Origin of the sequence: Pseudomonas sp. MS15a(2019), from assembly GCF_013277805.1 — a bacterium.
GTDB classification, from domain to species: Bacteria; Pseudomonadota; Gammaproteobacteria; order Pseudomonadales; family Pseudomonadaceae; genus Chryseomonas; species Chryseomonas benzopyrenica.
Genome location: NZ_VBTN01000004.1, coordinates 152,579 through 178,361, shown reverse-complemented (window position 1 = coordinate 178,361; position 25,783 = coordinate 152,579). Strand labels below are relative to the sequence as shown.

Genomic DNA, 25,783 nt, shown 5'->3' with positions numbered 1-25,783 from the left:
TATTGAACTCCCTACAAGAACAACAGTAGAGGTTTTGCACCATGGCTGGTCTGGACCGTATCGACCTGCGCATCCTCAATGCCCTGTCCGCCGATGGCCGGCTGAGCTGGCGCGATCTGGCACAGAAGATCGGGCTGTCGCTGACCCCGACGCTACGGCGGGTCAAGCGTCTGGAGGAGGAGCGCTATATCCAGGGGTATCACGCCCAGCTCGACGAAACCCGGCTGGCCGGCAGTGTCAGCGTCTTCGTCTCGGTACGTCTGGAAAAGCAATCCACCGATTACCTGCGCGCCTTCGAACGGGAGATCGTCAAGGCACCCCAGGTGATGAGCTGTTTCCAGATGACCGGCGATGCCGACTATGTGTTGCGGGTGGTAGTGCAGGATCTGGCGGCCTACCAGCACTTTCTGGCCGATACTCTGACCTGCATTCCCGGGGTGGCCAGCGTGACCTCGGCCTTTTCGCTCAAGGCGGTCCTGCTCAGACCGGCGCCACCCCTCTGAACGATCGAGCGAGCGGTTAGGTGCCCAGTGAGCGGCGCACCTGCTGCGCCTGAACGGCACAATAATTCGAATCGCGGAGCCGGGCGATATCCAGCATCAGCGTCAGGCGACGTCGACCGGAGGAGTTGCAGAGCTGGGCGGGCAGACCGCCATCCGGCGTGAGCGGGCCGAACAGGCAGGTGACGTTGGGGAGCTGGGCAACGAATTGCTGGGTCAGGGCGAGCATTATGGCGGTCCGGACGGTCGAGGTGGCAATGTGACAGCGTTCACATTGCCGAGGTTCCTCGCCAGTCAGGCGCTGGGCGTCACCGAATAGGCCACGCCATTCACCGCGTCGATCAGCTGACCGATCGACCAGGGCTTGGGCAGGAACCGAACCTTGCATTTGATGCTGGCCGTGGACGGCGTTTCGTAGCCGGACATGACAATAATCGGCATGTCTGGCCACCGCTGGCACACCATGTTGGCCAGCTGCGCGCCATCCATCGAGCCGGGCATGCGAATGTCCGTCAATAGAATGTCGATGTTGGCGTCTTCTTTCTCCAGCAACGACAGGGCGGTGTCGGCCGAGTCAGCGGCGATGATGTTGAAGCCTTCGGGCTCGAGGATTTCGCGGACGAAATCCGCTACCAGTGGCTCGTCGTCCACCACCAGGAGAGTGGGTCGGAAGACAGGGGTTCCCGGCTGTTCTGCGCGCATGACTGGACCTTATATACAAGACATTGCTGAGCCTTGGAGGGTAACGGTGGAGGAAAATTCCCTGAGAGAGCTCGGAGAATTTTGGCGTCAGATTTCTGTCTTCGCGGGGTCGAAAGACCAACCAGGTGCCCGCTTTCCAAGCTGCGACCCTGTGTCGCGCACATTTGGTTACGTTTGCCGAAAGGGCTCTGTTCCGGTGCTTTCAGCGCTTCTTTGGAAGCGGAGACTTCCCGTTGGGTGAAAGGTTTCACTTGGCTGGCATATGACTTGTATTAGGTGAGACAACTGCAGGACGCAGAGCGCTTTTTTTGTCACGTCCCAGTGGCCTTACCTAAACCCAGGCTTTGCTCGTACACAAAGGACATCGACGCCACGCCTCCCAAAGCAGTACCTGTCCATGACACCTATTCGCTCCGTTGTTACCGCCCTTCGTCGTCCGCTCGCCGCGGCCGCTGCTGTCGTCGCGCTGTCCGCTGGCTTCGCCCAGGCCGAGCCTGTCAGCCTGGTAGGTCTGAATCTGTCTGGTGCGGGCTTCGCGCCCCAGGTGTTGCCCGGCATCAATGGCACCAACTACATCTTCCCGGTGGAAGCCTACTTCCAGCAGTGGAGCGCGCGGGGCGTGAAGCTGATTCGCTTCCCCATCATCTGGGAACGCCTGCAGCCACGCCTGGGCGGACCTCTGGATAGCGCCTACGTGGCCCTGGTGAACCAAACCTTCGGCTATGCGCAGAAGCACGGCATCAAGATCATCCTCGACCTGCACAACTACGCCCGCTATCGCGGTCAGGTGATAGGTACCAGCGGCGTACCTTACGCCCGCTATCAAGAGATCATGACCCACATCGCGCGGCAGTGGAGCGGCCAGTCCTCGCTGTACGCCTACGACATCATGAACGAGCCCCACGATGCCATGGCCTACTGGCCGACCGCGGCCCAGTACGGCATCAATGGCGTCCGGGCGGTGGACAGCACCCGGCCGGTGATCGTCGAAGGCAACGGCTGGTCGAGCGCCACCCGCTGGGCCGAATTCAACGATGCCCTGCTGGGGCTGAAGGATCCGGCCAACAACATCATCTTTTCGGCGCACTCCTACTTCGACGAGAACGCCGGCGGCAGCTATGACAAGACCGACGTCAACAAGCTCGATGCCAACTATGGCGTGACGCGAGTGAAGCCCTTCGTCGATTGGCTGAAGAAGAACGGCAAGCGTGGCTATATCGGCGAGTTCGGTGTCCCGGACAACAATCCGCGCTGGAACCTGCTGATGGACAACATGCTGGCTTACCTGAAGCAGAACTGCATTCCGGCCTCCTACTGGGCCGCAGGTCCCGGCTGGGGCAGCTACTTCATGTCGGTGGAGCCCATCAATGGCCAGGAGCGCCCGCAGTGGCCGACCCTGCGCAAATACCTGGACGACAGCAGCTGCACCGCCATCGGTCCAAACGCCAGTGGCAGCACCGCGCCGGCCGCCGGCGGTACCGGTACTGGCAACAGCGGCTCCACCGGTGGCAATGCCGGCGCCGTGGGCAATTCCGGTGGTGGCAGCGCTGGCAACACCGGCAACACTGGCAATACGGGGAGCAACGCCGGGGTCCAGATTCCGCCGAGCACCGGTGCCACCGCAGGCACTGTCACCTCCGTGGTCAACGACTTCACCAACCCGGACTGGCACAAGGGGGTGTTCCTCAAAAAGGCTGCGATCTCGGTACCCGGAACCGCGGTGAATCGCGCCGCCTTCAAGGCCGGTGCCTACCTGACCACCGCGGATGGCCAGGTACGGCGGATCTCCTCGGTGCAGGCCGGCAATAGCCTGGGCGTCTTCACCGAGGGCACGCCCTTCAACGGCAACGCCGTGGGCTATCCCAAGACCGTGACGGTCTCGCCCACCGGGGTGACCAGCGCCGCCAGCGTCAGCAGTGCCATCAACGACTTCACCAACGCCGACTGGAATCGCGGCGTCTACCGTCGCGCCGCGGCCATTTCCATCCCGGCGACCGCAGCCAATCGCTCGGCCTTCAAGCTGGGTGGCTCGGTACGCCTCGTCAACGGCCAGATCCTCAAGATCAGCTACGTGCAGGATGGGGCGAAAAACCTGGGCGTGTTCTTCGATGCCAGCCGGCTGGATGCCAGCGTCGGCTATCCCAACACCCTGATGTCCTTCAGTCGCTGATCCTCGGGATCAGGCAACAAAAAACCCGGTGGCCAACGGCCACCGGGTTTTTTGTTGCCCGCTTAAAGATGGATGAAGGTGGTGACCTCTCCCGCCTGCACCCGGCATTCATCCACGGCATGGATCACCCCGGTGGTCAGGGCCGCTTCCGGACTCAGCAGCCGGGCGTTGGCCTTGAGGCAGCTGTAGATGTCCAGGGCCTCTGCGGCACCGGCGGTGCGCTCAGCGACGATGCGGGCATAGAGGTCGAGGTCGTAGTCCAGGCACATGGCGTATTCGGCCATGCGTGCGTGGTCCACCGAGTTGTTCAGATTCCAGTAGAAGGAATGATAGAGGAACTTGCTGTGGCGACTGGCGGTACGCTGCTCACCGGCGAGAAAAAGGATGTTGCCCATGGATTCGACGGTACCCAGGTTGTGGGTGTGCACCGGTACCGGCAGGGACAGGAGGAAGTTGTACATCGTGAAGCCGTAGCTGCAATCGCCGCCCATGGTGGCGATCTTGAGCAGGATGCGCGAGGCGTCCTGCTGGACCGCCTGAGAGCACTGGGCGATCAGCTGGCCGCAACTGGTGGAATTGATGGGACCGGTGAAATGGATGACATGGGTGCTCATGGGGCCTACCGACGCGCCGGGGAGCCCGGCGGAAGGCGGGCTCTATAGGAGTTGCTTCGGCGACTTTCGGCCGGGCTTGAGTGCTGGCGTCGGCTGGCCGACGAAGCGCGTCCCAGACGGATGGGCTGCGCCTGAGCGCAGCCGCGAGATTAGCGCAGCAGCAGCATCGGCACTTCGGTCTTGTGCAGCAACTGGGTGGTGCGACTGCCGCGCAGGAAGCGCCAGACCGAAGAGTGGCTGTAGGCACCCATGATCAGCAGATCCGCCCGGCGTTCGTCGAGGTGGCGGGGGACGATGCGCTCCACGTCACCATGGGCGACGGTGGTGTCCACCCGGCAACCGGCGCTGCGCAGCAGCAGGGCCAGGTCCTCCAGGCGCTTGCGCAGGATCGGATCGTCTTCGCCGACCCGCAGCAGGGTGCCGCTCATGCCGGCCAGCAGCGGACTGCGCGCCAGCGCCAGGATGCCCTGGTGAGTGGCTTCCCGGCCGTCGTAGGCGATGGTGAATTGCCGTGGCGGCTTGAATGGCCCCGAGCAGATCAGGATCGGCCGGTGCACGGCGCGCACCACGGCTTCCAGCTGGCTGCCGATGCCGCTGTCCCCTGAGCGCTCGCCGCGCTTGCCGATCACCAGCAGGCGGGTGTCGGCTTCCAGGGTCTTGAGGGTATCCACCAGGCCCTCGGGCCGCCGCAGGATCTGCGGGGCGGAGGTCAGGCCCTGCTGCAGCATGCGCTGGCGGGCATTGAGCAACAGCGCCTTGGCCATCCCGGCACCGACATCATCGTCCAGATAGACCGGGGCGCCGTTGGCGACCTTCTTGCCGCTGTTGGCCGATTCCTGCACGTGCAGCAGGGTGACGGGTGCATCCAGCCGCCGCGACAACCAGGCGGTGTGGTCGCAGACGCTTTCGGCGTGGGGGGATCCATCGATGCAGGCGAGCAGGGAGGCCATAACGGTATTCCTTGACGAGACCGGGACCAGACACGATCCCTGTCAGGAGCGTAGCACCCGCCCAGCGCCTGCTGATGACGCTTGGGTGTCATCTTCGGCTTTTGCTGGGCAGGTCACGGCCGTCATCCCGGACGCCCTCACATTTCGTAGCGATCGAGTTCCCGGGTGATCAGCAAACGCTGAATTTCACTGGAGCCTTCGTAGATCTGGGTGATGCGGATATCGCGGTAGTACTGCTCCACCGGATAGTCCTCCAGGTAGCCATAGCCGCCATGGATCTGGATGGCCTTGGAGCACACCCATTCGCCCGTCTCGGTGGCGAACAGCTTGGCCTGGGAGGCCTCGCTGAGGCAGGGCTGGCCCGCCGTGCGCAACCGCGCCGCATGCAGGATCAGCAGCCGCGCGGCATTGAGCCGTGTGTGCATGTCGGCCAGCATGTTGGCGATGCTCTGGTGCTGGATGATGGCCTTGTCGAACTGGATACGTTCGCGGGCGTAGCCCAGCGCCGCCTCGAAGGCCGCGCGAGCGATGCCCAGGGCCTGGGCGGCGATGCCGATGCGCCCGCCTTCCAGGTTGGACAGGGCGATAGCCAGCCCCTTGCCGCGCTCGCCCAGCAGGTTGGCCGCCGGGATCCGGCAGTTGTCCAGGGTGACCGCGCAGGTGTCGGAGGCGCGCAGGCCCATCTTGTGTTCGGTGCGCTCGACGCGAAAACCGGGAGTGTCGGTGGGTACCAGAAAGGCCGACAGGCCCTTCTTGCCCAGCTCCGGATCGGTCACCGCGAAGACGATGGCCAGGCCGGCGCGGCGCCCGTTGCTGACGAACTGCTTGCTGCCATTGAGCACCCAGCTGTCGCCGTCGAGGACCGCGCGGGTGCGCAGATTGTGCGCCTCGGAGCCGGCCTGGGGTTCGGTCAGACAGAAGCAGCCGATGACCTTGCCGGCGGCCAGGTCGGGCAACCAGTGATCCTGCTGTTCGGCGGTGCCGTAGCGCAGCAGTGGGCCGCAACCCACCGAGCTGTGGATGCTCATCAGGGCGCCGAGGCTGCCGTCGCCGGCGGAGATCTCTTCCACGGCCAGGGCATAGGCGACGTAGTCCATATAGGTGCCGCCCCATTGCTCGGGCACCACCATGCCCAGTAGGCCCAGTTCACCCAGTTGGGCGACCACGGCGTCGTCGATCCACTCGGCCTTTTCCCAGGCCCGGGCGTGGGGCGCGACCTCGCGGCGGGCGAAGTCGCGCGCCATGTCGCGGATCATGCATTGTTCTTCGGTGAGTTCGATGTGGTGCATGGAAGCCTTCCTCAGGAATGGCGAAAATCGGTGAAAAAGGCCGCGACGCGGCGTGGATCCAGATCCTGCCAGCGAGCCGGATTCCAGTGCGGCGTGCGGTCCTTGTCCACCAGCATGGCGCGCACCCCTTCGATGATCTCGCCCTTTTCGAACCAGCGGCGATCCAGGTGCAGCTCCAGCGCGAAACACTGCTCCAGCGACAGCCCGCCGCCTTGACGCAGCAATTCCAGGGCGGTGGCGACCGCCAGTGGCGAGCGGGCGTCCAGGGTGGCCAGGGTCTCTTGGGCCCAGTCGCGATAGGCGGAGCGGCTTTCTGCCTGCAGGCTGCCGCGCAACTCTTCCACGGTCGCCGCGGCGAAATGTTCGGCGATGGCGGGGCGCAGGTCGGTCAGACGCGCCGACTCGGCCGGCGCCGTGGCGAACTCCTGCAGCAGGGCGGCCAGATCGGTCGGCCCCTGGGCAGTGGCCGCCTCCAGCCGTTGAAGGAGGTCGTCGGTCGTCGCTTCGGCAATGAAGACATCGGCCAGGCCGGCGGCCAGGGCATCGGCCGGACCGATCTGCACGCCGGTCAGGCCCAGATAGAGGCCCAGCTGATCCGGCAGGCGTGGCAGGAAGTGGCTGGCGCCGACATCGGGGAAGTACCCGATGGCTGTTTCCGGCATGGCCATGCGGGTGCGCTCGCTGACGATCCGCAGGCGCGCCGCCTGCACCAGGCCCATGCCGCCGCCCAGGACCAGGCCGTGGGCCAGCGCCAGCACCGGCTTGGGATAGCGGTGCAGCGCTAGGTCCAGGGCGTATTCCTCGGTGAAGAAGGTCAGGTGCAGGTCGTCGCCACGCTGGTAGCTGTCGTAGAGCGCACGGACATCGCCGCCGGCGCAAAAGGCCTTGGGGCCGTTGCCGCGCAGCACGATCACCCGCACGCCGGGGTCCTGTTCCCAGTCGCGCAGGGCTCCGTGCAGCGCGCGCACCATCTCCAGGTCCAGGGCATTGAGCCCGGTCGGGCGATCGAGGGTCAGATAGCCGACCCCGCCACGTCTTTCCAGCAGTACCTTGGCGTCGCTCATGCACCGTCCTCGTCCAGGTAGTCCTGGATGATGGCTGAGAAATCCAGGCCGCCGCCACCCGCGCGGCTGAATCTCTGATAGAGCTGCTGCGCGACCGCCCCAAGGATCACCGGCTGGCGCACGGCACGCGCCGCCTCGGTGGCCAGGCCCAGGTCCTTGAGCATGAGCTCGGCGGCGAAGCCGCCCTGGTAGCCGCGCGAGGCCGGCGCCTGGGGCAGTACGTCCGGATAGGGGTTGTTGACCTCCGAACTCCAGCAGCGCCCGCTGCTGGTATTGATCACCCCGGCCAGGGTCTTGGCGTCCATGCCCAGGCGGGTACCCAGGGCCATGGCCTCGGCCACCCCGATCATGGAGATGCCCAGCAACAGGTTGTTGGCGACCTTGGCCACCTGGCCGTTGCCACTGGCGCCGCAGTGCACCAGGTTGCGACCCATGGCGGCCAGCAGCGGCTGGGCACGCTGGAAGCCCGCCTCGCTGCCGCCGATCATGAAGGTCAGGGTGCCGGCCGCGGCGCCGCCGGTGCCGCCGGAGACCGGGGCGTCCAGCACTTCCAGGCCACGTTCGGCGGCGGCGCTGGCCACCGCCCGGGCGCTGAGCGGATCGATGGTGGAGGAATCGATCAGCAGGGTGCCCGGGCGGGCCCGGGCGATCAGCCCGTCTTCACCGAGATAGACCGTCTTTACATGGGCGGCCGCGGGCAGCATGGTGATGATCACTTCCGCGCCACTTTCCGCCACGGCGGTGGGCGAGGCGGCAACCTCGGCCCCTTCGGCGCGCAGCGCTTCCAGCGCGGCGGTGGAGAGGTCGAAGACGGTCAGCTGATGGCCGGCCTTGAGCAGGTTGCGGGCCATGGGCGCGCCCATGTTGCCCAGTCCCAGAAATCCCAGATGCATGCTGGCGTCTCCCTTACTTGAGGGTGATGGTGGTGTTGACGACCCCGGCGCTGCCGACGTCCTGCTCGTCGGGCCAGCGCGTGGTGATGGTCTTGGTCTGGGTATAGAAGAGCACCGCCTGCTTGCCGTAGGGCCCCAGGTCACCCAGCTTGGAGGCGCGCGAACCGCTGAAGGAGAACAGCGGCACCGGTACCGGAATGGGCACGTTGATGCCGACCTGGCCGACGTCGATGTCTTCCTGGAAGCGCCGTGCCGCGGCGCCGGAGCGAGTGAAGAGGGCAACGCCGTTGCCGTTGGGGTTGGCGTTGATCAGGGCGATGGCCTCGTCGAGGGTGGCGGCGTGCATCACGCAGAGCACCGGTCCGAACAGTTCTTCGCGGTACAGGGTCATGTCGGTGGTCACCCCGGAAAACAGCGTCGGGCCGACGAAGTTGCCCTTCTCGTAGCGCTCGACCTGGATGTTGCGGCCGTCCAGCTCCAGGGTCGCGCCTTCGCTCAGCCCGCGCTCGATCAGGCCGCTGACCCGGTCCAGGGCCTGGCAGGAGATCAGCGGGCCGACGTCGGTGCCGTGCTCGTGACCCGCACCCACCTTGAGGCTGCGCGCCTTGGCCACCAGGTCCGGTACCCAGCTGTTGGCTTCGCCCACCAGCACCACCACCGAGACCGCCATGCAGCGCTGACCGGCCGCACCGAAGGCGGCGCCCACCAGGTTGGCCAGGGTCTGTTCGCGGGGCGCGTCGGGCATCACCACCGCATGGTTCTTGGCGCCCATCATGCACTGCACGCGCTTGCCAGCCTCGCTGGCGCGGCGATAGACATGGGTACCTACGCGGGTCGAGCCGACAAAGGACAGCGCCTTGATATCCGGGTGATCGCAGAGGGCGTCCACCACCGCCGGTCCGCCATGGACCACGTTGAGCACCCCGGGCGGTACCCCGGCTTCCAGCGCCAGCTCGGCCAGGCGCATGGTCACCAGCGGATCCTGCTCCGAGGGCTTGAGGACGAAGGTATTGCCGCAGGCGATGGCCATGGGAAACATCCACAGCGGAATCATCGCCGGGAAGTTGAAGGGGGTGATGCCGGCGCAGACGCCCAGGGGTTGCAGCAGCGTATAGGTGTCCACCCCGCTGGCGACGTTGTTGGCCAGTTCGCCCAGTTGCAGATTGCCGATGGCCGCGGCGTGCTCCACTACCTCCAGGCCGCGGAAGACATCGCCCTCGGCGTCGGCCAGGGTCTTGCCCTGCTCGGCGGTGAGCAGGGCGGCCAGTTCGCTCATGTGTTCGCGGATCAGCTGCTGGTAGCGCAGGAAGATGCGTGCCCGGGCGCCGATGGGCGTCTTGCGCCAGGTGGCGAAGGCCGCCTTGGCACTGGCCACGGCGCGCTGTACCTCCTCAGTGGTGGCGAAGGGCACCCGCGCCAGCACCTCCTGGGTGGCCGGGTTGATCACTTCGCGGCCTTCGCGGCTGGTGGAGGTGACGAATTGGCCGTCGATCAGCAGCGGCACGTCTTTGATGGCGGTCTGGGTCATGACAGGGATTCCTGGGCGGTGGCAACGGAGGCCGGGGCAGGGTGGTTGGCGAAGTCTTCTTCGGCATAGTCGTGGAGGTAGGCTGTGCCAGCCGCGCGGCGCTGTGCCTCGCCCAGGCGCAGCTCGATGCGGCGGATCTTGCCGGACAGCGTCTTGGGCAGTTCGCCGACGAATTGCAGGCGGCGTACTCGCTTGTAGGGGGACAGGCAGCCACGGGCGAAGCCGAGCAGCTCCTGCGCGAGTTCAGGCGAAGGCGCGTGGCCGGCGGCCAGGATGACGAAGGCCTTGGGTACATTGAGGCGCAAGGGGTCGGGGCTCGGCACCACGGCCACTTCCATCACGGCCGGGTGCTCGATCAGGGCGCTTTCCAGTTCGAAGGGGCTGATGCGGTAGTCCGCCGACTTGAAGACGTCATCGGCGCGCCCGACGAAGGTGATGTAGCCCTCGGCATCACGCACCGCGGTATCGCCGGTGCGGTAGTGGCCGTCCCGCATCACCTCGGCGGTTTTCTCCGGACTGTCCTCGTAGCCCAGCATCAACCCGGCGGGGCGCGGCTGCAGCGACAGGGCCACCTCGCCGTCGTTGCCCGGCTGGCCATCGGCATCCAGCAACTCGACGTGGCACCCTGGCAGCGGACGACCCATGGAGCCCGGCTTGAGCGGCTGGCCCGGGGTATTGCCTACCAGGGCGGTGGTCTCCGACTGGCCGAAACCATCTCTCAGGGTCAGCCCCCAGGCCGCCTGCAGGCTGTCGATGATCTCCGGATTGAGCGGCTCGCCGGCACCGACCAGCTCCCGCAGCTGCAGCCGCTCGCGATAGGCGGCGAGGTCCTCCTGGATCAGCATGCGCCACACCGTGGGCGGCGCGCAGAGACTGGTGACCGGATAGCGCGCCAGCACCTCCAGCAGCGCCTGGGGCTTGAACCGCGGCACATCATGGATGAACACGCAGGCACCAGCGTTCCAGGGGGCGAAGACGCAACTCCAGGCATGCTTGGCCCAGCCGGGGGAGGAGATGTTGAGGTGTACGTCGCCTGGCTGCAGGCCGATCCAGTAGAGGGTCGACAGGTGCCCGACTGGATAGCTACTGTGGCTGTGCAGGACCAGCTTGGGTCGCGAGGTGGTCCCCGAGGTGAAATAGAGCAGCAGCGGATCCGTGGCGAGGGTAGGGCCGTCCGGCAGGAAGTCGCTGGCGCAGGCGCCCGGTGCATAGGGCTGCCAACCGGCCACCGGCGACCCGACGCAGATCCGGGTAAGGCCCGGATCCAGACTGGCGCAACGCTCCGTATGGGCGCTGCCCACCACCAGATGGGCGATGCGCCCGCGCTGCACCCGATCCTGCAGATCGGCATCACTGAGCAAGGTGGTGGCGGGCACCACCACGGCGCCCAGCTTGAAAGCACCGAGCAGCGTCTCCCACAGCGCCACCTCGTTGCCCAGCATCACCAGGATGCGTTCGCCACGCCGCACGCCCTGGGCCCGCAGGAAGTTGGCGGTGCGATTCGAGGCCTGGCGCAGCTCGGCGAAGCTGTAGCGCTCTTCGCGACCTTCGGCGTCGAGTCGCCACAGTGCCGGACCGGCATGCTCCTCGGCCAAGCGATCGAAATGATCCAGCGCCCAGTTGAAGTGTTCCAGTTCCGGCCAGCGAAAATCGCGGACGGCAGTGGCGTAGTCGGTGCGATGGCGCAGCAGGAAGTCGCGCGCTGCGCGGAAGGCGTCGCTGGCCATCATGGGCGATACCCCGCGGACTGCAGGATCGGGAGGGAAGGGCAGCGTCCGGCCTGGCGCCGGGATGGGGCCTGAGGGTGGGTCATGGTTGCCTGCTCTTTATTGTTGTTGGGTAGCAGCGGGTCGCGCCGTCACCACTCGTGACGCGCCCTGGTAAGCAGTATAGTTCCGGCAAAAGTCTCTTGGCTTCCGACAAAAACGCCCGACCGACATGCAAAAATCCAATAACCCGGCAGCGCGTCTCGACTGGGACGATCTCAGATTCTTCCTCGAAGTCGCCCGCACCCAGAAGGCCAGCGCCGCGGCGCGGCGGTTGGGGGTCGATTACACCACCGTCTCGAGGCGTATCTCGGCCCTGGAAAAGGCGCTCGGTGCCCTGCTGTTCGAGAAGTCGCGCAGCACTGGCTTCAGCCTCACCATGGAAGGGCAGCGGCTGCTGGTGCACGCCGAAACCCTGGAAAGCACCCTGCAGACCGCCTGCGAGCAGATCTCCGATACCCGTCTGGCGCCTTCCGGCCAGGTGCGCATCGGTGCTACCGAAGGCTTCGGCAGCTACTTCGTCGCGCCTCAGCTGAGCTTCTTCCAGGATCGCTATCCGGGGATCACCCTCGAGGTGCTACCGGTCCCGCACTTCGTCAACCTGTCGCGCCGCGAAGCCGACATCGCCATCACCCTGGAACGCCCCGAACGCGGGCCCTATGTCTGCCGCAAGCTGTGCGACTATCGCCTGCGACTCTATGCCACCGCCGACTACCTGGCCCGCCACCCGCCCATCGCGCAGCTCACGGATCTGCACCGTCATAGGTTCATCACCTACGTCGACGATCTCGCCTTCAGCCCCGAGCTGCTCTATCTGGAGCGCATCCTGCCGGAGGCCAGCAGCGGCTTGCGCAGTACCAGCGTGATTGCCCAGTATCAGGCCGCCCTGTGCGGACACGCCCTGGCCATCCTGCCGTGCTTTGTCGCCGAGCCGGATCCGCGCCTGGCGGCGCTCCTGCCGGAACAGATCCAGATCACCCGGCAATTCTGGCTCTACTACCGCGAAGACTTGCGCCGCCTGCGCCGCATCACCCTGGTGACCGACTACCTGCGCGCCTGCACCGACGCCAATCGCGACTTCCTGCTCGGCGAAACCCGCGCGCCGGTGCTGGGCTGGCCGGCGACCTGAGGCCCGGCGCCGATCGCTGCGGCACCCCGGGACCCGGCCGGGGTCTCAGAGCTGTCGGTCGTCCTTCGACGGCCTCCAGTGAACAGATGGGAACGGCAATGGAACGATATCAGGCATTGAGTCAGGCGCTGAGCAAGTCAGCCGAGCGGGAAGAAGCCTACTGGCAGGAGCTGGAGCGCCGCCTGCATGAATTGCCGGAGTGCTTCACCCGCTACCTGGGGCTCACTCCCGCGGATCAGGTCGATGCCGGGTTGGGCCTGGAAAAGCGCGTCGATGGCAACATCGTCCGCGAACTGGAAGTCTATGCGCGCTACGACCTCACGGTGATCGTCGATGACCTGGCCGGCACGCCCCAGACCTTCGCCATCGGGCTGTCCTTCTTCTATACCAACGACCACTTCGTGCTGAAGGAGCGCGACGGCGAATTCTCCGTTGCCCTCGAACCCCAGGACGATCCCGACCGATTCTGGGACGAAGGCTGCCGCGAGATCTACGATTCGCTGGCACGGCGGATCCGCAGCAAGACCCTGCCCGCCATCGAGTAGGAAAGGGCGGCCGCGCGGGCCGCCGCTTTTCAGACGGGAGTGACCAGGGTCCCGTCGGTGAAATAGCGCTCCACATTGGCCAGCACCAGGTCAGCCATGGCCTGGCGCGTCTCGTGGGTGCCGCTGCCGAGATGCGGGGTGAGGACCACGTTGTCCAGCGTCAGCAACGCCGTGGGCACCTCGGGTTCCTCGGCGAAGACATCCAGCCCGGCGCCGCCCAGGGCGCCGCTCTGCAGGGCCGCCACCAGGGCCGGCTCATCGACCACACTGCCGCGAGCGATGTTGATGAGATAGCCACGCGGTCCCAGGGCCGCGAGGATCCGCGCGTCGATCAGCCCATCGGTGGCGGGACCACCGGGCAGCGACAGCACCAGGAAGTCCGCTGCCTCCGCCAGGGCTTCGAGATCGGCATGATAGCGATAGGGTACGTCCGGTTGCCGATGGCGACCGTGGTAGGCCACTTCCATGCCAAAAGCCTCCACCCGTCGGGCGATGCCTTTGCCGATGTTGCCCAGACCGACAATGCCGCAGGTCTTGCCCGCCAGGCGCGAGGTCAGGGGAAACTTGCCCAGGCGCCAGTCGCCGCGGCGCACGAAACGATCCGCCGCACTGATGCCCCGCGCTACATCGATCAGCAGGGCGAAGGCGGTGTCGGCGACGCAGTCGTCCAGTACACCCGGAGTGTTGCTCACGAGCACGCCTCTGTCGCGCGCCGCGGCGATGTCGATGCTGTCGTAGCCCACGCCGAAACTGAACACCGCCGCTAGGGCGGGCAGGGCGCTCATCAGTTCGCGGGTCGCGCCGTGCACGCCTGAGGTCACCACGGCCACCACGTCCTGGCCGCGTGCCGCGAGCAGTTCGGACTGATCGGGTGCTTCCCAGAGTCGTAGCACCTCATAACGGGTCTTCAGCGCGTCCTGCAGCGCAGGCAGCAGCGGACCCACCTGCAGCAACAGCGGACGTTGGTTCTGTTCAGCCATTTCTAGACTCCTTGGAAGAGAAGGGGCGGCGAACCGCCCCTTGAAGCGGTGGGCTCAGCCCAGCAATTGCAGGCCCAGCTGGATCGCGACCCAGATCGCCAACAGGGTGGCGAAACCCAGGGCCAGGTTCTCGAACCAGTTGTTGCGGTACTCGTCGCCCAGCAGCGACTTCTGGTTGGACATGATCAGCAGGCCCAGGGAGATCACCGGCAGGCCGACGATGTTCAAGGCATTCACGCCGATGGTCAGGGTCACGAAGTCGGGCATGCCCGGCAGCGACCACACCAGCGGCGTCACCAGGATGAAGAGCAGGAACCACTTGTGCGCCGGGTCCTTGTGAAAGGTCTTGCCATAGCGCTCGCGCCGTTCCGGACGGATGTGTTGCAGGGCATCGGTGATCAGCATGGGGAAGGCGGTGGTCTTGCCCACCACGCTGGCGAACAGGGTGGCGAAAACGCCGGTGAAGAAAATCAACCAGCCGCCCGAGCCGAAGAACAGTTCCAGCGCCGAGCCCAGGTCGTTCAGGGTGTTCACCTGCAGGCCGTTGGGTCTGAGGATTTCCACGCCGACGACCCAGATGGCCAGGTTGATGATGATGCCAACCACCACGGCGAACAGCAGATCGTTGCGCTGGATGCGCTTGTGCTCCGGGCCGGTCCAGCCCTTTTCCTTCATCACATAGGGATGCACGAAGTTGGCGATGGAACCGGCCACGGCGCCAATGACCGACACGGCCACCAGCAGAGCCCCATGCACGCCTTCGTCCGGCGGAATGCTGAAGCCGATGGTGCCGCGCAGGATACCGCCCAGGTCCGGGCCCGACATCACCGCCAGAGTGATGAAGGCCAGGGTCATGACCGCCAGCAGCACCTTCATCACGCCTTCGATCAAGGCATAGAAGTTGCGCCCCACCAGCAGCCAGACGGCGATCACCACCGCCACCGAACAAAGCAGCGGATAGTCGACATGGAGAAGGGTGGCCAGGGCCTCGCCAGCGCCCTTGAGCATGTAGGCGTTGGTCAGGTGCCCCATGACGAGCGCGTACCCAAGCATGAACCAGGCGAACACCGGGTGCAGCTGGGCATAGCCTTCGAGGATCGACATGCCCTTGTTATTGCACAGCTGGAAGCGGGCGATGATGTTGACGATGAGAAAGCGCAGTAGCAGGGACACCGCCAGCACCCACATCATGGCGTAGCCATAGTTGGCGCCAGCCACCGAGGAGGTGATGAGGTCGCCAGCGCCCAGCCAGGACAGCACCGCGATGATGCCGGGGCCCAGCAGCTTCGCCAGGCGGCGCAGGCCGGAGCCTTGCTCCTTGGCCAGAGGTACGGATTTTTCGACGGAACCGGATCGCTCCATTAGGGCGGTTCTCCTAACGATTGTTGTTGTTGTGAAGGGGCCGGAAGTGGCCTTTTCGTTAGCTTGCCCTTTCAGGGTTTAGCACTACATACGACGTCGTACAACTAAAGGTGGGCAACAAAATGTTGCTTTCGTCAGGTCAGGCCAGACGCCCTTCGTTGATTGCCGTACGTACCGCTGGATCAAGCCAGGTGACTTCGCTTGAGACTGTCTCTAGAATGGTCGCCCTTGATTCTGGGGGGTCGGAAAGCCGGCCTGTTCTTGTGCCACGAGGAATATCCATGCAAGTTTCCGTTGAAAACACCTCTGCTCTCGAGCGTCGCATGACCATTGGCGTGCCGGCCGAGCGTATTGAAACCGAAGTGAACAAGCGTCTGCAGCAGACTGCACGGCGTGCCAAGGTTCCCGGTTTCCGCCCGGGCAAGGTACCCATGAGCGTCATCCGCCAGCGCTACGAAGCCTCGGCTCGTCAGGAAGCCTTGGGTGATCTCATTCAGGAAACCTTCTACGAAGCCGTCGTCGAGCAGAAGCTCAACCCGGCCGGCGCACCCGCCGTCGAACCCAAGGTGTTCGAAAAGGGCAAGGACCTGGAATACGTCGCCACCTTCGAAGTCTTCCCCGAGTTCGAAGTCAAGGGCCTGGACGGCATCGAGATCGAGCGCCAGGACGCAAGCGTCGAAGACGCCGACATCGACAAGATGCTCGACGTGCTGCGCAAGCAGGGTACCCGTTACGAAGCCGTTGACCGCGCTGCCGCCAACGACGACCAGGTCACCATCGACTTCGTCGGCACCCAGGATGGCGAAGCCTTCTCCGGTGGCTCCGCCGAGAACACCAAGCTGGTGCTGGGTTCGGGTCGCATGATCCCCGGTTTCGAAGACGGTCTGGTCGGTGCCAAGGCCGGTGACGAGCGTGTGCTCGACCTGACCTTCCCCGAGGACTACCAGAACCTGGATCTGGCCGGCAAGGCCGCCCAGTTCAAGGTCACCGTCAAGGAAGTGGCCGCACCCGAGCTGCCCGAGCTGAACGAAGCCTTCTTCAAGCAGTTCGGCGTGGAAGAGACCACTGTCGAAGGGTTCCGCGCCGAAGTGCGCAAGAACATGGACCGCGAGCTGCGCCAGGCGCTCAAGACCAAGGTCAAGAACCAGGTCATGGACGGTCTGCTGGCTGCCAACCAGATCGACGTACCGGCTGCCCTGATCAGCAACGAAGTGGATCGCCTGCGCGTTCAGGCCGTCCAGCAGTTCGGCGGCAACATCCAGCCCGAGCAACTGCCGGCCGAGCTGTTCAGCGAGCAGGCCAAGCGCCGCGTGCTGCTGGGCCTGATCATCGCCGAGATGGTCAAGCAGTTCGAGCTCAAGCCCGATGACGCCCGCGTTCGCGAGCTGATCGAAGAGATGGCTGCGGCCTATCAGGAGCCCGAGCAGGTAGTGAAGTGGTACTACCAGAACGAGCAGCAGCTGAACGAAGTGCGTTCGGTTGTACTGGAAGAACAAGTCGTGGATACTGTCCTCAAGCAGGCAAAAGTCACCGACAAGCAGGTCTCCTACGAGGACGCGGTCAAACCGGCCGAGGCTCCCCAAGCAGCCTGATCTGCCTCCAGTTGCTAGTTCACCTAAGCCAGCCTCGTGCTGGCTTATGTGTTTTTGACAGGTCATCCAGATAGGGAGCTAGTGCAGGACATGTCCCGCAATTCATACATGCAATCCATGCCCGATATTCAAGCCGCTGGCGGTCTGGTACCCATGGTGGTGGAGCAATCCGCCCGGGGCGAGCGCGCCTATGACATCTACTCCCGGCTGCTCAAGGAGCGGGTCATCTTCCTGGTTGGCCAGGTCGAGGACTACATGGCCAATCTCGTCGTCGCCCAGCTGCTGTTCCTGGAAGCGGAGAATCCTGACAAGGACATCCACCTCTATATCAACAGCCCGGGTGGCTCGGTGACCGCGGGCATGTCGATCTACGACACCATGCAGTTCATTAAGCCGGACGTCTCCACCATCTGCATCGGCCAGGCCTGCAGCATGGGCGCCCTGTTGCTGGCAGGCGGTGCCGCCGAGAAGCGTTTCTGCCTGCCGCACTCGCGGATGATGATTCACCAGCCGCTGGGCGGCTTCCAGGGTCAGGCATCGGACATCGAAATTCACGCCCGTGAAATTTTGACCATCCGTGAGCGTCTGAACAAGGTGCTGGCGCATCACACCGGTCAGCCGATGGACGTGATCGCCCGCGATACCGACCGTGACAACTTCATGAGTGGCCCCGAAGCCGTTGCCTACGGCTTGATCGACAAGGTCCTCGAGAAGCGCAACATCCCCGCCTGACCCCGCCTCGACCACCTGCCCAAGCGCCGGTCGTTTGGGCGGGTAGGCTTGAAAAACCGTGCAATAGGCTCCATCTTGTTGATGTAAGCACATTCCATTGGATCGATCGAATGACAGATACGCGCAATAGCGACGATAACGGCAAGCTGCTTTACTGCTCCTTCTGCGGCAAGAGTCAGCACGAAGTACGTAAATTGATCGCTGGACCCTCCGTCTTCATCTGCGACGAATGCGTCGACCTGTGCAATGACATCATCCGCGAGGAGGTCCAGGAAGCTCAGGCCGAAAGCAATGCGCACAAGCTGCCAGCGCCGAAGGAAATCAGCGCCATCCTCGACCAGTATGTCATTGGTCAGCAGCGTGCCAAGCGGGTCCTCGCCGTTGCTGTCTACAACCATTACAAGCGTCTGAATCAGCGCGAGAAGAAAGACGACGTCGAGCTGGGCAAGAGCAATATCCTGCTCATCGGTCCGACCGGTTCGGGCAAGACCCTGCTGGCGGAAACGCTGGCGCGCCTGCTCAACGTACCTTTCACCATCGCCGATGCCACCACTCTGACCGAAGCCGGTTATGTGGGTGAAGACGTCGAGAACATCATTCAAAAGCTCTTGCAGAAGTGCGACTACGATGTTGAAAAGGCCCAGATGGGCATCGTCTACATCGACGAGATCGACAAGATCTCGCGCAAGTCCGACAACCCCTCCATCACCCGCGACGTCTCGGGCGAGGGCGTGCAGCAGGCACTGCTGAAGCTGATCGAGGGTACCGTGGCGTCGGTTCCGCCTCAGGGCGGCCGCAAGCATCCCCAGCAGGAATTCCTACAGGTAGATACCCGCAACATCCTGTTCATCTGCGGCGGTGCCTTCGCGGGTCTGGAAAAGGTCATCCAGAATCGTTCCACTAAGGGTGGCGGCATCGGCTTCAACGCCGAGGTACGCAGCGTGGAACTGGGCAAGAAAATCGGCGAATCCCTACGTGACGCCGAGCCCGAGGATCTGGTCAAGTTCGGCCTGATTCCCGAGTTCGTCGGTCGTTTGCCGGTCATCGCGACCCTGGACGAGCTGGATGAGCCGGCACTCATGCAGATCCTGACCGAGCCGAAGAACGCCCTGACCAAGCAGTACGCCAAGCTGTTCGAGATGGAAGACGTGGATCTGGAATTCCGTCCCGATGCCCTCAAGGCGGTCGCCCGCAAGGCACTGGAGCGCAAGACCGGTGCTCGGGGTCTGAGATCTATCCTCGAAGGCATCCTGCTCGAGACCATGTACGAGATTCCTTCGCAGAAGGAGGTCAGCAAGGTGGTCATCGACGAGAGTGTTATCGAGGGGAGTTCCCAGCCGCTGCTCATCTACGAGAACAGCGAGCCCGCCAAGGCGGCGCCAGACGCGTGACAGAAGGGGCTTCGGCCCCTTTTTCATTTCAGCGACGGTTGTATTTTGCGGCGGTCAACCTCATGTTAGGGGAAACCGAGGCCTTAACCGCATCTGCGGCCGATTATTTGCCGAGACCCGTACCCCATGACTACGACGATAGAACTTCCCCTGCTGCCCCTACGTGACGTAGTGGTCTATCCCCACATGGTCATCCCATTGTTCGTCGGAAGGGAAAAGTCCGTCGAGGCCCTCGAGGCCGCCATGTCTGGCGACAAGCAGATCCTGCTGGTCGCACAGAAGAATCCCGGCGATGACGATCCCGCCGCGGATGACATGTATCACATGGGTACGGTCGCGACCGTTCTCCAGCTGCTCAAGCTGCCCGACGGCACCGTCAAGGTCCTGGTCGAAGGCGAGCAGCGCGGCCGTATCGAATCCTTCGTCGAGAACCAGGCCTATGCCCGTGCGCTGGTCACCCTGATCGAAGACAGCGAAGCCCCGGATCGTGAATCCGAGGTGTTCTCGCGCAGCCTGATGAGTCAGTTCGAGCAATACGTACAGCTCGGCAAGAAGGTCCCTGCCGAAGTCCTGTCCTCGCTCAACAGCATCGAGGATCCCAGCCGTCTGGTCGACACCATGGCCGCCCATATGGCGCTGAAGATCGAACAGAAGCAGGAAATTCTCGAGATCACCGAGCTGGGCGCACGCGTCGAGCACGTGTTGGCCCTGCTGGATGCGGAAATCGACCTCCTGCAGGTGGAAAAGCGCATCCGTGGTCGCGTCAAGAAGCAGATGGAGCGCAGCCAGCGCGAGTACTACCTCAACGAACAGATGAAGGCCATCCAGAAAGAACTGGGTGACATCGACGAAGGCCACAACGAGGTCGACGACCTCAAACGTCGCATCGAAGCCGCCGGTCTGCCCAAGGATGCCCTGGCCAAGGCTACGGCCGAGCTGAACAAGCTCAAGCAGATGTCGCCGATGTCGGCCGAAGCCACCGTGGTGCGCTCCTACATCGACTGGTTGGTGAACGTACCGTGGCAGGCGGAAAGCAAGGTCCGCCTGGACCTGGGCCGTGCCGAGGAAGTCCTGGACAAGGACCACTACGGTCTGGAAGAGGTCAAGGAACGCATTCTTGAATACCTCGCCGTGCAGAAGCGTGTGAAAAAGGTGCGCGGGCCGGTGCTGTGCCTGGTCGGTCCGCCCGGCGTGGGCAAGACCTCCCTGGCCGAGTCCATCGCCCGTTCCACCGGTCGCAAGTTCGTGCGCATGGCCCTGGGCGGCGTGCGTGACGAAGCCGAGATCCGTGGTCACCGCCGCACCTACATCGGTTCCATGCCGGGTCGTCTGATCCAGAAGATGACCAAGGTCGGGGTGCGCAATCCGCTGTTCCTGCTCGACGAAATCGACAAGATGGGCAACGACATGCGTGGCGATCCCGCCTCCGCCTTGCTCGAGGTCCTGGATCCGGAGCAGAACCACACCTTCAACGACCATTACCTGGAGGTGGACTACGATCTCTCCGACGTGATGTTCGTCTGCACCGCCAACTCCATGAACATTCCGGCGCCCTTGCTGGACCGTATGGAAGTCATTCGCCTGCCCGGCTACACCGAGGCGGAAAAGGTCAACATCGCCACCCGCTACCTGATTCCCAAGCAGGTCAAGGCCAATGGCCTGAAGAAGGGCGAGGTGGAATTCGACGAAGACGCCCTGCGCGACATCATCCGCTACTACACCCGCGAAGCGGGCGTACGGAGTCTGGAGCGTCAGGTGGCCAAGGTCTGCCGCAAGGTGGTCAAACAGCATGCCCTGAGCAAGGAGCGCACGGCCAGCGTCACCGTGGATACCCTGGAGCACTGGCTGGGCGTTCGCAAATTCCGCTATGGCCTGGCCGAGCAGCAGGATCAGGTTGGTCAGGTCACCGGCCTCGCCTGGACCCAGGTTGGCGGCGAACTGCTGACCATCGAGTCCGCGGTCGTCCCCGGCAAGGGCCAGATGATCAAGACCGGTTCCTTGGGCGATGTGATGGCCGAGTCCATCACCGCGGCCCTGACCGTGGTCCGCAGTCGTGGTCGCAGCCTGGGCATTCCCAAGGACTTCCACGAGAAGCACGACATCCATATCCACGTGCCCGAAGGCGCCACGCCCAAGGACGGCCCGAGCGCCGGTATCGGTATGTGCACGGCGCTGGTCTCGGCCGCCACCCGTATCCCGGTGCGTGCCGACGTCGCCATGACCGGCGAGATCACCCTGCGTGGTCAGGTGCTGGCCATCGGTGGGCTCAAGGAAAAGCTGCTTGCGGCCCACCGCGGCGGCATCCGTACCGTGATTATTCCAGAGGAAAACGTCCGGGATCTGCGGGACATTCCGGACAACATCAAGGCCGACTTGCAGATCAAGCCAGTCAAATGGATTGACGAGGTCTTGGAGGTTGCGCTGCAATACACGCCGGAGCCGCTTCCGGACGATGGTCCGGAGCTCGTCAGCAAGGACGAGAAGCGGGATCAGGAAGGCAAGGAGCGCGTCAGTACGCACTGACGGCGCCCTTGGGCTTGATGGGCGGGGCGCCAGCCAAGGTTGCTGGTGTTCCGCCGTCCTGCTGGATGCAAGGTCCTTGATCGACGAAAAGGCGCATCTCGAGATGCGCCTTTTCGCTATTTGCTATTCGACGATTTCGCCATGGCCGGTCTGGCCACAGCTCGTGGGGGGAACATGCTACAAAACATCAGGGACCGTTCGCAGGGATGGATTGCCAAAGTCATCATCGGATTCATTATCCTGCTGATGGCGCTGACCGGCTTCGAAGCGATCATCCGCGCCACGGGTCACCAGGGTGCCGTCGCCCTGGTCAATGGCGACGAGATCAAGCAGACAGAGCTGGCCCAGGCCGTGGAAATGCAGCGTCGCCAGCTGCAGCAACAACTGGGGCAGGGCTTCGATCCTTCCACCCTGGATGACCGGTTGCTGCGCGAGTCCGCACTCAAGGCACTCATCGACAAGCAACTGCTGCTGCAGAGCGCCAAGACCGATCGCTTCGCCTTCTCCGAGCAGGCACTGGATCAGTTGATCCTCAATACCCCCGAATTCCAGACCGAAGGGCGTTTCGATCCCCAGCGCTTCGATCAGGCCGTTCGCCAGATGAACTACAACCGCCTGCAATTTCGCGATCTGCTGCGTGACGAAATGCTGATCGGTCAGCTGCGTGCCGGTATCGTCGGCAGCAATTTCGTCACCGATGCCGATATCGAGGCCTTCGCCGCGCTCGAGCGGCAGACACGCGACTTCGCCATGCGTACCGTCAGGGCTTCGCCGGCTGGCATCACGCCGACCCAGGACGAGATCCAGGCCTACTACGACAGCCACAAGAACGTCTTCATGACGCCTGAGCAGGTAGTCATCGAGTACGTCGAGCTGAAAAAGGCCGCCTTCCTGGCCAAGGCCAAGGTCGACGAAAGCCGCCTGCAGGCCGCCTACAAGTCCGAAATCGCCAATCTGTCGGAGCAGCGCGACGCCGCTCACATCCTCATCGAGGTCAACGACAAGCAGAACGATGAGCAGGCCAAGGCCAAGATCCAGCAGATCCAAGAGCGCCTGAACAAGGGTGAAGATTTCGCCAAGCTGGCCAAGGAGTTCTCCCAGGATCCGGGTTCGGCGGCCAATGGCGGTGACCTCGGCTTCGCCGGTCGTGGCGTCTATGATCCGGCCTTCGAAGAGGCACTGTACGCCCTGGCACCGCAACAGGTCTCGGCACCGGTGCGTACCAGCTTTGGCTGGCACCTGATCAAGCTGCAGGGCGTCCAGGCGCCGGAAGTGCCCACCCTGGCCAGTGTCCGGCCGCGTCTGGAACAGCAGCTCAAGGCGGAAGACGCCGACCGCCTGTTCGTGGAAGCGGGCCGCAAGCTGGAAAGCTCCGCCTACGAATCCTCCGACCTGAGCCAGCCGGCCCAGGAGCTGGGTCTGCAGGTCAAGACCAGCGCACCCTTCGGTCGCGAAGGTGGCGAGGGGTTGACCGCCAACCGCCAGGTGATCGAGGCGGCCTTCAGCGAAGACGTCCTGCGTAACGGTGCCAACAGCACCGCCCTGCAGCTCGACCCGGAGACCCTGGTGGTGATCCGTGACAAGGAGCACCGTACGCCGCAGCTGCAACCCCTGGATGCGGTCAAGAAAGAGATCGTGACCCGCCTGACCCAGGAAAAGGCCGCAGCCGTGGCCAAGCAGGCCGGCGAAGAGCAGCTCAAGGCGTTGCGTGCCGGCGGCAAGGCCGCCGCGGGTGACTGGCGTACCGTCGAAGCCGCCACGCGCAACCAGGAGGGCGTCGATCCCCAGGTGCTGCAGGCTGCATTCCGCATGGCCAAGCCGGAAGCCGACAAGCCGTCCTATGCCGGCATCAGCCTGCAGAACGGGGACTTCGTCCTGATCCGTCTGCAGGGGGTAGGCGTACCCAAGGAAGCCCTGAGCGCCGAGGACAAGGCGTTGTATCGTCGCTACCTCGCCTCGCGCGCCGGCCAGGTCGATTTCGCGGCCTACCGTCGGGCCCTGGATGCCAAGGCCGAGATCAAGCATCTCTGATACGAAAAAAGCCCGGGAAACCGGGCTTTTTCTTGGGCGGTGGTAACGCGGTCCAGGCCTCTCCGGTGGCGCCCTCAAGGGAGGGCGGGGCTGCGGGCGTTACTGAACCAGTTCCTGCTCGTCGAACAGACCGTCGAAGAGCATCGTCGACAGATAGCGCTCACCGGAATCCGGCAGGATGACCACGATGGTCTTGCCCTGCATCTCCGGCGTCTCGGCCAGCCGGACCGCGGCCGCCATGGCGGCGCCGCAGGAAATGCCACAGAGAATGCCTTCCTCACGCATCAGGCGCTGGGCCATCAGCTTGGCCTGTTCATCGCTGACCTGCTCGACGCGATCGACCATGGCGAGGTCCAGGTTGCCGGGTACGAAGCCGGCGCCGATGCCCTGGATCTTGTGCGGGCTGGGTTTCACCTCGGCACCGGCGAGGGTCTGGCTGATGACCGGCGAGGTTTCCGGCTCCACCGCGACCGAAAGGATCGGCTTGCCCTTGGTGTTCTTGATGAAGCGCGAGATGCCGGTCAGGGTGCCGCCGGTACCGACGCCGGCCACCAGCACGTCGATGGCACCATCGGTGTCGTTCCAGATTTCCGGGCCGGTGGTCTTCTCGTGGATGGCCGGGTTGGCCGGGTTGTCGAATTGCTGTGGCATGAAGTAGCGATCGGGCTCGCTCTCGGCGATTTCCCGAGCCTTCTCGATGGCGCCCTTCATGCCCTTGGCCGGCTCGGTCAGCACCAGCTCCGCCCCCAGCGCCTTGAGCACCTTGCGCCGCTCCATGCTCATGGAGGCCGGCATGGTCAGCACCAGGCGATAACCACGGGCGGCGGCGACATAGGCCAGGCCGATACCGGTGTTGCCCGAGGTCGGCTCCACCAGACTCATGCCAGGCTTGAGCAGGCCCTTGGCTTCGGCGTCCCAGATCAGGTTGGCACCGATGCGGCATTTGACCGAATAGCCCGGATTGCGCCCCTCGATCTTGGCGAGCAGGGTGACGCCCTTGGGGCCGAGGCGGTTGATGTAGACCAGTGGCGTGTTGCCGATGGACTGGGCGTTGTCAGCGAAGATGCGGCTCATGGCGGATCCTGTACGGCGCGGAAAACTCGCAGCCTAGGCCTTGCGTCCGATGGCGTCCAGCCCAGGCACGGCGTGTTATCGTCAGGCGAAACAGCTGCCAGAGGATAGATGATGGCCTTTCAGGGTACCGAGCGTTATGTGGCCACGGCCGAGCTAAGTCTGGCGGTCAATGCCGCCATTCAGCTGGGACGTCCGCTGCTGGTGAAGGGCGAGCCGGGCACCGGCAAGACGCTGCTGGCCGAGCAGGTGGCCCAGAGCCAGGGCGCGCGGCTGATCACCTGGCATGTGAAGTCCACCACCAAGGCGCAGCAGGGCCTCTATGAATACGACGCCGTGAGCCGCCTGCGCGATTCCCAGCTCGGCGATCCCCGGGTGCAGGAGGTGGCGAACTACATCAAGCCGGGCAAGCTGTGGGACGCCTTTACCGCCGAGGATCCGGTGGTGCTGCTGATCGACGAGATCGACAAGGCCGACATCGAATTTCCCAACGATCTGCTGCTGGAACTCGATCGCATGGAATTCCACGTCTACGAGACCGGCGAGACCATCCGCGCCCAGCGGCGCCCGATCATCATCATCACCTCCAACAACGAAAAGGAGTTGCCGGACGCCTTCCTGCGCCGCTGCTTCTTTCACTTCATCCGCTTCCCGGAGCGGGAGACCCTTGAGCGTATCGTCCAGGTGCATTACCCCGACCTTCAGGCGCGCCTGATCAAGGAGGCCCTGGATCTCTTTCTCGACCTGCGCAGCGTGCCGGGGTTGAAGAAGAAGCCGTCCACCTCGGAACTGGTGGACTGGCTGGCCCTGTTGCTGGGCGATGAGGCGGCGCAGCGGGCCCTGCACGGCGAGGGTGGCCTGCCGCCGCTGGCGGGCGCCCTGGTGAAGAACGAGCAGGATCTGCAGTTGCTCGAACGCCAGGCCTTCATGCGCCGCCGGCGGAGCTGAGGG

At 64.2% G+C, this 25,783-nt stretch carries 22 protein-coding genes; 10 read left to right on the top strand and 12 right to left on the bottom strand.

What is annotated here, in order from left to right; all coding sequences use genetic code 11:
* Positions 1-41: 41 nt before the first annotated feature.
* Positions 42-503 carry an Lrp/AsnC family transcriptional regulator gene (locus tag FEZ61_RS08540; RefSeq protein ID WP_017642824.1) on the top strand — a complete coding sequence of 154 codons (462 nt, stop codon included), beginning with the start codon at positions 42-44 and terminating at the stop codon, positions 501-503.
* Positions 504-519: 16 nt separating this feature from the next.
* Here FEZ61_RS08540 and FEZ61_RS08535 read toward each other — a convergent pair whose 3' ends face one another.
* Positions 520-729 carry a hypothetical protein gene (locus FEZ61_RS08535; RefSeq protein WP_017642825.1) on the bottom strand — a complete coding sequence of 70 codons (210 nt, stop codon included), beginning with the start codon at positions 727-729 and terminating at the stop codon, positions 520-522.
* 65 nt (positions 730-794) lie between these two features.
* On the bottom strand, positions 795-1,202 hold the full coding sequence (locus FEZ61_RS08530) for a response regulator (RefSeq protein ID WP_026084051.1): 408 nt from the start codon (positions 1,200-1,202) through the stop codon (positions 795-797).
* 397 nt (positions 1,203-1,599) lie between these two features.
* Here FEZ61_RS08530 and FEZ61_RS08525 point away from each other — a divergent pair, with 397 nt between their 5' ends.
* Positions 1,600-3,372, top strand: coding sequence for a glycoside hydrolase family 5 protein (locus FEZ61_RS08525; RefSeq protein ID WP_017642827.1), 1,773 nt, complete (start codon positions 1,600-1,602; stop codon positions 3,370-3,372).
* 62 nt (positions 3,373-3,434) lie between these two features.
* Here FEZ61_RS08525 and FEZ61_RS08520 read toward each other — a convergent pair whose 3' ends face one another.
* The 7 genes from FEZ61_RS08520 to FEZ61_RS08490 form a co-directional block, all read right to left on the bottom strand.
* Positions 3,435-3,986: an ATP-dependent Clp protease proteolytic subunit gene (locus FEZ61_RS08520; protein WP_064308849.1), complete on the bottom strand. Its 552-nt coding sequence runs from the start codon at positions 3,984-3,986 to the stop codon at positions 3,435-3,437.
* Positions 3,987-4,135: 149 nt separating this feature from the next.
* A complete protein-coding gene (locus tag FEZ61_RS08515) occupies positions 4,136-4,936 on the bottom strand; it encodes a universal stress protein (RefSeq protein ID WP_173148248.1) in 801 nt (266 codons plus the stop codon).
* Positions 4,937-5,073: 137 nt separating this feature from the next.
* Entirely contained in the window at positions 5,074-6,225 is a 1,152-nt protein-coding gene (locus tag FEZ61_RS08510) for an acyl-CoA dehydrogenase family protein (protein WP_173148246.1), read from the bottom strand.
* Between the two features lie 11 nt (positions 6,226-6,236).
* Positions 6,237-7,289 (bottom strand): enoyl-CoA hydratase/isomerase family protein, encoded by a 1,053-nt coding sequence (locus FEZ61_RS08505; protein ID WP_173148244.1) that lies wholly within the window; start codon positions 7,287-7,289, stop codon positions 6,237-6,239.
* Positions 7,286-8,182 carry a 3-hydroxyisobutyrate dehydrogenase gene (gene mmsB, locus FEZ61_RS08500; protein ID WP_173148242.1) on the bottom strand — a complete coding sequence of 299 codons (897 nt, stop codon included), beginning with the start codon at positions 8,180-8,182 and terminating at the stop codon, positions 7,286-7,288. The genes FEZ61_RS08505 and mmsB overlap by 4 nt, the downstream gene beginning before the upstream one ends.
* A gap of 13 nt (positions 8,183-8,195) precedes the next feature.
* Positions 8,196-9,710 carry a CoA-acylating methylmalonate-semialdehyde dehydrogenase gene (locus FEZ61_RS08495; RefSeq protein ID WP_017642595.1) on the bottom strand — a complete coding sequence of 505 codons (1,515 nt, stop codon included), beginning with the start codon at positions 9,708-9,710 and terminating at the stop codon, positions 8,196-8,198.
* On the bottom strand, positions 9,707-11,437 hold the full coding sequence (locus FEZ61_RS08490) for an AMP-binding protein (protein WP_173148295.1): 1,731 nt from the start codon (positions 11,435-11,437) through the stop codon (positions 9,707-9,709). Before FEZ61_RS08490 ends, FEZ61_RS08495 begins: the two co-directional genes overlap by 4 nt.
* A gap of 211 nt (positions 11,438-11,648) precedes the next feature.
* Here FEZ61_RS08490 and FEZ61_RS08485 point away from each other — a divergent pair, with 211 nt between their 5' ends.
* Both FEZ61_RS08485 and FEZ61_RS08480 read left to right on the top strand, forming a co-directional pair.
* Entirely contained in the window at positions 11,649-12,605 is a 957-nt protein-coding gene (locus FEZ61_RS08485; protein ID WP_093249117.1) for a LysR family transcriptional regulator, read from the top strand.
* A gap of 98 nt (positions 12,606-12,703) precedes the next feature.
* Positions 12,704-13,150: a hypothetical protein gene (locus FEZ61_RS08480; RefSeq protein ID WP_173148240.1), complete on the top strand. Its 447-nt coding sequence runs from the start codon at positions 12,704-12,706 to the stop codon at positions 13,148-13,150.
* Positions 13,151-13,179: 29 nt separating this feature from the next.
* On the opposite strand, the gene FEZ61_RS08475 is transcribed toward FEZ61_RS08480, so the two are convergent.
* Positions 13,180-14,130, bottom strand: coding sequence for a 2-hydroxyacid dehydrogenase (locus tag FEZ61_RS08475; protein ID WP_093249113.1), 951 nt, complete (start codon positions 14,128-14,130; stop codon positions 13,180-13,182).
* A 54-nt stretch (positions 14,131-14,184) separates the two neighbouring features.
* Complete coding sequence (locus FEZ61_RS08470; protein WP_017642590.1) at positions 14,185-15,492, bottom strand: Nramp family divalent metal transporter; 1,308 nt, start codon at positions 15,490-15,492, stop codon at positions 14,185-14,187.
* Between the two features lie 281 nt (positions 15,493-15,773).
* Here FEZ61_RS08470 and tig point away from each other — a divergent pair, with 281 nt between their 5' ends.
* The 5 genes from tig (at position 15,774) to FEZ61_RS08445 (ending at position 23,761) form a co-directional block, all read left to right on the top strand.
* Positions 15,774-17,084 carry a trigger factor gene (gene tig / locus FEZ61_RS08465; RefSeq protein WP_026084027.1) on the top strand — a complete coding sequence of 437 codons (1,311 nt, stop codon included), beginning with the start codon at positions 15,774-15,776 and terminating at the stop codon, positions 17,082-17,084.
* 90 nt (positions 17,085-17,174) lie between these two features.
* Entirely contained in the window at positions 17,175-17,816 is a 642-nt protein-coding gene (gene clpP, locus FEZ61_RS08460; RefSeq protein WP_007162222.1) for an ATP-dependent Clp endopeptidase proteolytic subunit ClpP, read from the top strand.
* A 110-nt stretch (positions 17,817-17,926) separates the two neighbouring features.
* Positions 17,927-19,207, top strand: coding sequence for an ATP-dependent Clp protease ATP-binding subunit ClpX (gene clpX / locus FEZ61_RS08455; protein WP_017642587.1), 1,281 nt, complete (start codon positions 17,927-17,929; stop codon positions 19,205-19,207).
* A gap of 126 nt (positions 19,208-19,333) precedes the next feature.
* The gene (gene lon, locus FEZ61_RS08450) at positions 19,334-21,730 is read left to right on the top strand and encodes an endopeptidase La (RefSeq protein ID WP_026084026.1); all 2,397 of its coding nucleotides are present in this window, start codon (positions 19,334-19,336) and stop codon (positions 21,728-21,730) included.
* A 174-nt stretch (positions 21,731-21,904) separates the two neighbouring features.
* On the top strand, positions 21,905-23,761 hold the full coding sequence (locus tag FEZ61_RS08445) for a SurA N-terminal domain-containing protein (RefSeq protein ID WP_173148238.1): 1,857 nt from the start codon (positions 21,905-21,907) through the stop codon (positions 23,759-23,761).
* A gap of 99 nt (positions 23,762-23,860) precedes the next feature.
* Here the strand turns inward: FEZ61_RS08445 and cysK are convergent, their stop codons facing one another.
* The gene (gene cysK / locus FEZ61_RS08440) at positions 23,861-24,835 is read right to left on the bottom strand and encodes a cysteine synthase A (protein ID WP_173148236.1); all 975 of its coding nucleotides are present in this window, start codon (positions 24,833-24,835) and stop codon (positions 23,861-23,863) included.
* Positions 24,836-24,946: 111 nt separating this feature from the next.
* On the opposite strand from cysK, the gene FEZ61_RS08435 reads away from it, so the two are divergent.
* Positions 24,947-25,780 (top strand): MoxR family ATPase, encoded by an 834-nt coding sequence (locus FEZ61_RS08435; RefSeq protein WP_173148293.1) that lies wholly within the window; start codon positions 24,947-24,949, stop codon positions 25,778-25,780.
* Positions 25,781-25,783 lie beyond the last annotated feature (3 nt).